Origin of the sequence: Burkholderia sp. Ac-20353 (assembly GCF_017104785.1) — a bacterium.
Classification (GTDB): domain Bacteria; phylum Pseudomonadota; class Gammaproteobacteria; order Burkholderiales; family Burkholderiaceae; genus Burkholderia.
Genome location: NZ_JAAGPL010000291.1, coordinates 1 through 8091, shown reverse-complemented (window position 1 = coordinate 8091; position 8091 = coordinate 1). Strand labels below are relative to the sequence as shown.

7 protein-coding genes and 1 riboswitch are annotated in these 8091 nt (G+C 59.3%); of the genes, 6 read left to right on the top strand and 1 reads right to left on the bottom strand.

Going from position 1 to position 8091, the window contains the following annotated elements; translation table 11 throughout:
* The first annotated feature begins 214 nt into the window (after positions 1-214).
* Positions 215-916, top strand: a complete 702-nt coding sequence (locus G3N94_RS38215) for a hypothetical protein (protein ID WP_205799392.1) — start codon at positions 215-217, stop codon at positions 914-916.
* Positions 917-1218: 302 nt separating this feature from the next.
* Positions 1219-3075, top strand: a complete 1857-nt coding sequence (locus G3N94_RS38205) for a DUF262 domain-containing protein (RefSeq protein ID WP_205799390.1) — start codon at positions 1219-1221, stop codon at positions 3073-3075.
* A gap of 247 nt (positions 3076-3322) precedes the next feature.
* On the opposite strand, the gene G3N94_RS38200 is transcribed toward G3N94_RS38205, so the two are convergent.
* Positions 3323-3829 (bottom strand): YbjN domain-containing protein, encoded by a 507-nt coding sequence (locus tag G3N94_RS38200; protein ID WP_241022313.1) that lies wholly within the window; start codon positions 3827-3829, stop codon positions 3323-3325.
* A gap of 195 nt (positions 3830-4024) precedes the next feature.
* Here G3N94_RS38200 and G3N94_RS38195 point away from each other — a divergent pair, with 195 nt between their 5' ends.
* The 4 genes from G3N94_RS38195 to G3N94_RS38180 all read left to right on the top strand — a co-directional run bounded on the left by G3N94_RS38195 (position 4025) and on the right by G3N94_RS38180 (position 7875).
* Positions 4025-4678, top strand: coding sequence for an NUDIX domain-containing protein (locus G3N94_RS38195; RefSeq protein WP_205799389.1), 654 nt, complete (start codon positions 4025-4027; stop codon positions 4676-4678).
* Positions 4679-4940: 262 nt separating this feature from the next.
* A riboswitch (SAM-I-IV-variant riboswitch) is annotated at positions 4941-5046 on the top strand.
* Positions 5047-5076: 30 nt separating this feature from the next.
* Complete coding sequence (locus tag G3N94_RS38190) at positions 5077-5505, top strand: DUF3293 domain-containing protein (protein ID WP_205799393.1); 429 nt, start codon at positions 5077-5079, stop codon at positions 5503-5505.
* A gap of 118 nt (positions 5506-5623) precedes the next feature.
* Positions 5624-6772, top strand: coding sequence for a methionine adenosyltransferase (gene metK, locus G3N94_RS38185; RefSeq protein ID WP_205799388.1), 1149 nt, complete (start codon positions 5624-5626; stop codon positions 6770-6772).
* 47 nt (positions 6773-6819) lie between these two features.
* Positions 6820-7875: an ADP-ribosylglycohydrolase family protein gene (locus G3N94_RS38180; RefSeq protein ID WP_205799387.1), complete on the top strand. Its 1056-nt coding sequence runs from the start codon at positions 6820-6822 to the stop codon at positions 7873-7875.
* The last annotated feature ends 216 nt before the right edge of the window (positions 7876-8091 follow it).

Below are 8091 nucleotides of genomic sequence, written 5' to 3'. Positions count from 1 at the left end.
CCTTCACCGCTTGCTGACGCATCGCCTGCAAGGTCGCGTGATCCAGTTTCCGGCCGTCCGATGTGCGTTTCGATTTCATTCGTCCATTGTCTCATGACAATGACAATACTTTCGGAAAGCTTAGTATGAAAGGGTGCTGCGGCGTTGGAAGGACGCATACCGCACCGCGTCGGATCAGGAGGGCCGAGAGATATTCCCGGATTTTGTGAGTTCCATGTTTGAAATATTCGATTTCGTTGGCGTACATCGGGCCTTCGGAAGCCTTCCTGCACAGCAATTGACCTCGATTGCCAAGAAGCTTGAGAAGGCTGTGAATGGGCCGGTGAACGCGGCCGACGAGACTCCGAATTCTACGGTGGCAAGAAATTTCCTGTTCGAGGCATGTGTGGCCGCGCGAGCACACCACCCTGACCGCGGGGTCGAAGCGATCTTGAGCGCAGACAGCGATACAGGTATCAGGATCGATCGCAAGAAGGTATGGGTTGAATGCAAGCGGGTAACCAGCCTGAGCAAGCTCCAGGCAAACGTCCGTGACGCGTGTAATCAGCTTGGCGCACGGCTCGCGGCGGAGGTCGGCTCCGGACATCGCGGGATCCTCGCAATTGACGTAACGAAACTATTCAATCGTGGCGACAAGCTATACGTCAGCAAAGATGACGATGAACTCGTTACGTCGACGCAGCGCATGCTTGACGAATTCATTGAGGAACACGCTTCAATGTGGCAGCGAGTGTATGCCAGCAAGCACCGAAAGATCATCGGCACGATCTTCCGATTGACGTTCATGGCTAAGTCAGAGGCGAGGAACATCTTGGTTCACAATGCACAGTGGGCGCTGAGTCCGCGCGCTGATGCATCTGCGACCGATTTGCAGCTGCAGAAGCAGTTGGTAGCGTCGGTGCAGGCTTCTGAGTGAACGTCGCGCGGGCTTGAGAGGTGAGGGTCAGCTCGACCGCTTGCCCGCAATGCGCCGCGGCCAACGGAAAAACAGCGAAGTTCTGCTCGGAGTGTGGCGTCGCGTTGAAGTGATTCTGCGGTCATGGTTCCAATACATCGCTAACCCTTTGCTCGCGTCAGCTAGGGATGGCGGCTGCGATACGCGGGAACCGGGCCGGACGAAAGGCAGCGCTGACCAGTGCCCATGGTTGAAATCCGACTGCGGGCCACTGGTATAGTGCGTTGAGCCACGGGGCAAACCGGACAGCAGCGAGACCACGCATGAGCAACTACCAAGATCGCATCAAGCCGACTGACTTCGGCATTCAGACCTACCTCGGGAACATCCAGGCCGGCGGATACCAGATCCCCACATTTCAGCGCGACGTCGTCTGGGAACGGGGAAACGTCAAGATGCTCTGGGACAGCGTCTACAAGTTCTACCCGCTGGGCAGCATCCTCGTGTGGCGGACGCCACTCACGCTGCATAGCCATCGCAGCATCGGCGGCCATGTCCTGACCGAGCAGGTGAACGCGGCCGAACATCGTTACATTCTCGACGGGCAGCAGCGCACCACGTCTCTTTACAGCTCCATCTATGGCGGGAAGATCGAAGGCCAGGATTCGAATCCGATGGTCTACATCGACCTGACGATAGCGTTGGACGGTCCGACGGACGACATGAGCTACCGCGACCGGTTCCTCTTTTGGGACGAAATCGACGATCAGAACGGCGCTCTCATCCGCAACAAAGGGCGGCAGAAACGCTTCAACGAAGGGACCGTAGTGTCGCTGCACGACATCATTTTCGACTTCGGAAAGCTAGACAGCAAACTGGCTGGCCTGCCCTACGACGCGCCTGAACGGGTACGCCTTCGGACGATGCAGAGCATTCTCCAAAACTACCGCCTGTCGTTCATCGAGCTTCACGGGATCGAGGTGGCCGAGGTCTGCCAGATTTTTGAGCGGGTCAACCAGGCCGGCAAGCCGCTAAGCATCTTCGACATCGTCGTCGCCAAGACCTACCGCACCGCTGACGACGCGAACGGTACCTCGGGCTTTTACCTCCGCGACCTGATCCAAGCGTTCCGCGAGAGCCTCGGTGTGTCGAACTATGCGCGCCTGGACGACTGGACGTTCCTGCAAATGGTCGCCGTGTGCGTTCGTCTGCACCAACAGAAGACCAACGGTCGAGCCACGGTGCTCAACATCACCGATAAGTACCTGAACGAGTTGAAGGCGTCGGAAATCGAGGCGGTGTGGGAGTCGGCGCAGGCGGCCATGCGTAAGACGCTGGGCTTCCTCGACCACGTCTTGAGCCTGAACGGTCCGAACCTGGTGCCGTACCGTTACGTCTACATGACCCTGACCGGGTATTACTTCGAGAATCCGGCGCCGAGCAGCGCCCTGCTGCAGCGTTACTTCTGGTTTTCGTGCTTCCATCGAGACGACCTGCTCAGCAACACCACAGGGCTCTGGCAGCACATCGATCGTCTGCGCGACGGCGACGGTTCGAGCGTGTTCAAAGAGGGCTTCACCCTCGACCGGAATTCGTTGCGAATGGCCGAATATTCCACACGTGGTGGCCTCGCGCGGGCGATTCTCGCATTCTACGCGCACCACCACCCGCGCGACTGGGCTGAGGGCCACGCGCCCGTCCTCAACAACGTGTACTACACGTTGACGGACCGGCCGAACCTTCACCACATTTTTCCGACCGATTTCGTATGGAAGTCCAACCTGGAAACGAAATATCGGGTGGACAGCCTACTGAACATCGCTTACCTGCCGCAAATCACCAACCTCAAAATCTCCAACAAGAATCCGTTGGACTACTTGGGCGCGTACGTGGGGACGACCCCAATGGAGCGCGAGGCGTTCCTCGATGTGCTGAAGACACATCTGATCCCGACGGACATTGTCGAATGGCAGGCCACGCAATCCGAGCTGCCGCCCGACGCGCTGGTTCGATTCGTCGAGCAGCGACTCGACCTCATGATCGCGGCCCTGCTGAAAAAGCTGGACGGCATTCCCGCCAACGTCTACGACAGCGCGCCACCGACGCTGCTGCCGGCAAACGCGGCGTCAGAATCGGGCGTGTCTACGCCGAGCGACGACGCCACACCCATCGAAGCGTAGAACGTGCTGATTGTCGCCCCGCCGCTACTTCGCCGGCGCAGCCCACGTCACCGGCGAGCGCACGCAGCCCCATACGCAGTTGGCCAATGACATAGCGGGGTCGATTGGCCTGGTGGGCCAATCGACGAGTTGGTGAGCGTCGGTGCGGTACGCAGGTGCGGCCAACACCTTATATCAAATAGCGATACTCTCGGGCTTGTGAGAGGCCCGTCCGGATCGACCACCAGAACGATCACATGTGGCACCATCAATGCACCAGCCTTACCCCGTCACCCGAGCAGCGATCGAAGCTGGCTAGGTCGCTCCCATCTTCTTGCTCTTGCTCCTGGCATTTCTGACCGAGGGTGATAAGGCCGTCTTCGTTTTTTGTCCCCATGACGTGCTCGAGTATCGACCCGAAACGATGCACGATGGTCATGAATTGGCCCGGAATGAGTCCGTGGCCATAGCTCAACGGGTAGTCGACCACCAGGTCATTGTCACCATCCAGCCAGAACGACGCCATAAAGACTTCGGCGTTCAACCGGTGCTCGCGTTCGCGCTTTTGCTCATCAGACGCGTCCTTGGCCACCGGCAGATAGGTCATGAACCGGATAAATTTTCTTTCCTCATCCAGGCCAATGAGATATCCGATTCCGCTTGCCGTATGCAGCAATATCCTTGTTTGCTGGAGTTTGCACTCCATGCCCGAATCTACGATGTGGGCAACCAGGTTTTCGAGCGTGATGTCTTCTTCCGTCCAGATCTTTTGCATGCTTATCTCCCTATCAAGTATCGATTTCACTGGCCACCGATGCCGGCCATGCATGCCTCCTGTCACCGTGCGGCGCCGTGATGCCAGTTCGTGCAGCCAGGCAGGAGCAGCGCCAGCCTCGCTCGCTTGACTTAGTTGCAGTACACTACTTAGTACCATAGACAAGATAGTGGGAAAATGCAACTAAGAGTGAAGATGAAAAAACTATTCCCCCTGGTCACGACCGATGTCGCGCTGTTTACGATCCACGACCACAGCTTGCGAGTGCTGCTCGTCAAACGCGCAAACGCGCCTGAACAAGGCACGTGGGCACTGCCTGGCGGGGTGCTCGATCCGGATGGTGATCACAGCCTCGATGACACAGCCCGACGTGTACTCTCAGGGAAAACCCGCGTCGACGTGCCGTTTCTGGAGCAGGTCGCGACGTTCAGCGGCGCCAGGCGCGATCCTCGGGGCTGGTCGCTGAGCGTGCTGTACTACGCACTTTTGCCGCGCGATCAGGTTTCCGCTGTGGCTGGAAAAAAAACCGAAGCGATTGCATGGGTGGACGCTTTCGCACCTGAAGTCCTGCTCGCATTCGATCACGCCCAACTGTTGTCCGCGGCGTTGGCGACACTGCGCGACAAGGTGCAGCGCGCCGCGCTGCCGTTACACCTTTTACCCGAGCGGTTTACGCTCACCGAACTGCAACGGACATGTGAGGTCATCCTGGGTCGACCGCTCGACAAAAGTGTTTTCCGCAGGCGCCTGAAAGACGAACCCAGTCTGATCGAGCTCGAGGGTGAATTTCTACGTGGCGCTCAGCGGCCAGCGCAGTTGTATCGCGCAGCTGATGGGTTTCGCTTTTGATTTTTTGACACCCTCGCCCTGCATTCCCGTGACAGCCGGCGCGCTTTCCGCTCTCAAAGACCATTTTCACCGCCGCTCACTACGACTCGATGATGATGGCGATACGCCCTTCTTGAACGAGCGGTTGGAGGAACGCGCAGCGCATGGACCTGCTCCGGCGAGCCCGGAGCAGGTCCGCCGCGTCCCACCATTTGCAGTAACTGGTTGGTTTTCACGAAGTACAAGTGATGTTTGACATACTTCGAGCGCACGTGATTAAATTGCTGCGCATTCTGAATTGGGTCGACGCCCAAGCCAACCTGCCTCCCCGGGCAAGGTGGATCGCGAAAGCGGATGTGGCTCCTGAGAGAGCAACCAAGCGGGTAACGCGTCGACCCTCCTATATTTCGGAGGGTTTTTTGTTTCCAGAGTCAGATATTCCACGCGACACGATCCAGGCCTATCTGGAGACGCATTACCACGTAGCCGGCGACACGCCGACGACGCTGCAAGTCGGCCAGTTCAACCCGACGCTCGCCGCAATGTACGATGCCCGTCAAGTCACGGGTAGCGCGTTCATCACCGCTTGCAATCCATTCAGCCAGGATCTGAGCCCTGAAGCCAATGCCGCACGGCAGGAGGCGCTGGCGCGCGAACTCGAGGAACACGGACTCACGTTCATCGAGGGCATCGGCAAACATCCGTTCAACGACTGGCCTGGTGAAGCGAGTTTCCTCGTGCTCGGTGCGACACTCGATATCGCGAAGGCGCTCGGTCAAAAACACGGACAGAACGCGATCGTCTGGTGCGGCGCCGACGCCGTGCCTCAGCTGATTCTCTTGCGCTGATCGCGATCGTTGCTTGGCATGCGGCTGGTCTGCCGCCCTTCAGGGAAAGGACCGGGGGGATTTGATCCAGATTGCCGCCCCCGACAATTTGTCGAACGCGACTAAACAGGAGAGTGTCATGACAATTCAAAATGGGCTGTTTTCCTCGGAATCCGTTTCCGAGGGCCATCCTGACAAGCTTGCCGACCGGATCTCCGATCGCATCCTCGATGCGTTCCTCACGAGAGACCCTCAAGCGCGAGTAGCGTGCGAGACGTTGCTCGCCGACCAGTGCGTGATCGTCGCGGGCGAGTTCAAAACGAAGCGAATCGGCGATTTTCACGCTGTGCGTGAATCTGCACCTTCCCTCGTGCGCAACGTGCTGCGCGAAACCGGGTACCGCGATGCCGAGACAGGCATTTCGCCCGACCGCTGCGAGATTCAGATCCGCTTTAACGGCCAATCGCGGGACATCAGCCAGGGCGTCGACCGCGCAGATGGCATGCTTGGTGCCGGCGATCAAGGGCTGATGTTCGGCTACGCAACTGACGAAACGCCCGAGTTGATGCCCGCGCCGATCGTGTATGCGCATCGCCTCGTCCGCCGGCAGGCCGAACTGCGAAAAACCGGCGTGCTGCCTTGGCTGCAGCCCGACGCGAAATCTCAAGTCACGTTCCGCTATGTCGATGGACGACCGCAGGCCATCGAGGCTGTCGTCCTGTCGACCCAGCACGATGACGGCGTCGATCTCGAAGAGCTGCGAGATGCCGTGCAAAAGCATGTCATCGATCCAGTGATTCCCGAAGCATTGCGCGCCACGTCGCTGCGCACGCTGATCAACCCGACCGGAAGATTCGTGACCGGAGGACCGAAAGGGGACGCCGGACTGACCGGCCGCAAGATCATCGTCGATACCTATGGCGGCGCCGCGCCTCATGGTGGCGGTGCGTTTTCGGGCAAGGATCCGTCGAAGGTGGACCGATCTGCGGCGTATATGGCGCGTTTCCTCGCCCGTCAGGTCGTGGCGCGTGGCTGGGCCCGCCGTGCGCTGGTTCAACTGGCTTATGCCATCGGCGTTGCCGAGCCGGTCAGCTTCGTTGTGGAGACGTATGGGACTGCAACGCAGGAACGACGAGACATCGCCGCTCACCTCGCGCGCGAGTTTGACCTTCGTCCGCAAGGGATCATCGACACCCTGGACCTGTTGCGGCCGATCTACTATCCCACCGCTGCATACGGGCATTTTGGGCGCGATGATCTGAAGCTGCCGTGGGAAGCGGTAGCCTGACATCCCCGCTCAACCCACGCGCGGCCCCTGTCCATCACGCACCAGCAATGGTCGATGTGACCGGGGATCGTCTTGTCCCACCAACAGTGAGAACCGAATTGTCCATTGAAAACAACTTCGCAGCACTGGCGCATCAATACAAAAACCACACCGCGCTAGGCGGCCTCGTAGGTTTGCTGACCGGCGATGCGGTCGGCGTGTGTTATGAGTTTCACCCGCCCGAACGGCTTCCCGCTCGCGAGCTGATCGACATGGTGCCGCCGGCCGGCTTTCGTCGCTCGCACGCCGGCGTGCCGCTCGGCACCTGGTCGGATGATGGTGCGCAAGCGTTATGTCTGCTCGCCAGCCTGGTCGAGCGCGGCAAATTTTCGCTGACCGACTTCACGGAACGGCTCGTGCAATGGATGCGCGAAGGCTATATGGCCGTCGACGGTGATGTGTTCGATATCGGCGTGCAGACCGCTGAGGCGCTGCATAACCTCGCCGATGGCGTACCGCCAAGCGAATCCGGCGGTGCCTCGGAGATGGACAACGGCAACGGCTCGCTAATGCGCGTGCTGCCGCTGGCGCTGTGGCATAGCGGGGCCGATGAGGATCTTGTGCGTGATGCCCATCTGCAGTCGCTGCCGACCCACGCGCATCCCCGCTCGCTGGTTGCTTGTGCGTTCTACTGTCTCGTGGCAAGGGGTTATCTGCAGACAGCCGACGATCCTTGGCCATGGGCTGACCAGAGACTCCAGACGATTTACGAAGCGTGGCCCGATCACCGGTCGGGCCAGCAATTTCTCGCCGAGTTGGACATGCTGCGACGCTTTCCGACGACGGATCGCACACGGGGGACCGGGTACGTGCTTGACACGATATGGTCGGCGAAACAAGCGCTGGAAGCGTCATCGTACGAGGAAGTCATCCGGAGCGCGATCCTGTTTGGCAACGATACGGATACGACTGCCGCGGTCGCCGGCGGCCTCGCCGGCATCCGGTTTGGCCTTGGCGGAATTCCCGAGTGCTGGCTTGAAGCGTTACGCGGATCCGGGCTCGTGGCGCCGCTGATTGTCTCTCTCGCGGCACCCTCAGCAGTTATCGATGAACAACACGAATAACGCTCACTTGCGAGACACCGCGATGATCAGGTCACTACAGGAAATCAGAGACGAACTGGATCAACAACGTCAGCCGAAGCTCGATCAAACGTATGCGATCGACTAACGACGTCTACCCAGTGACGCTCTGAGAGGCCAGCATGTGTCCACCAAACGGAGGTGGACACCTATGTCAGAGCATGACTCAGAGTTGCAGGTCGTTTCGCGCAGCCGCGA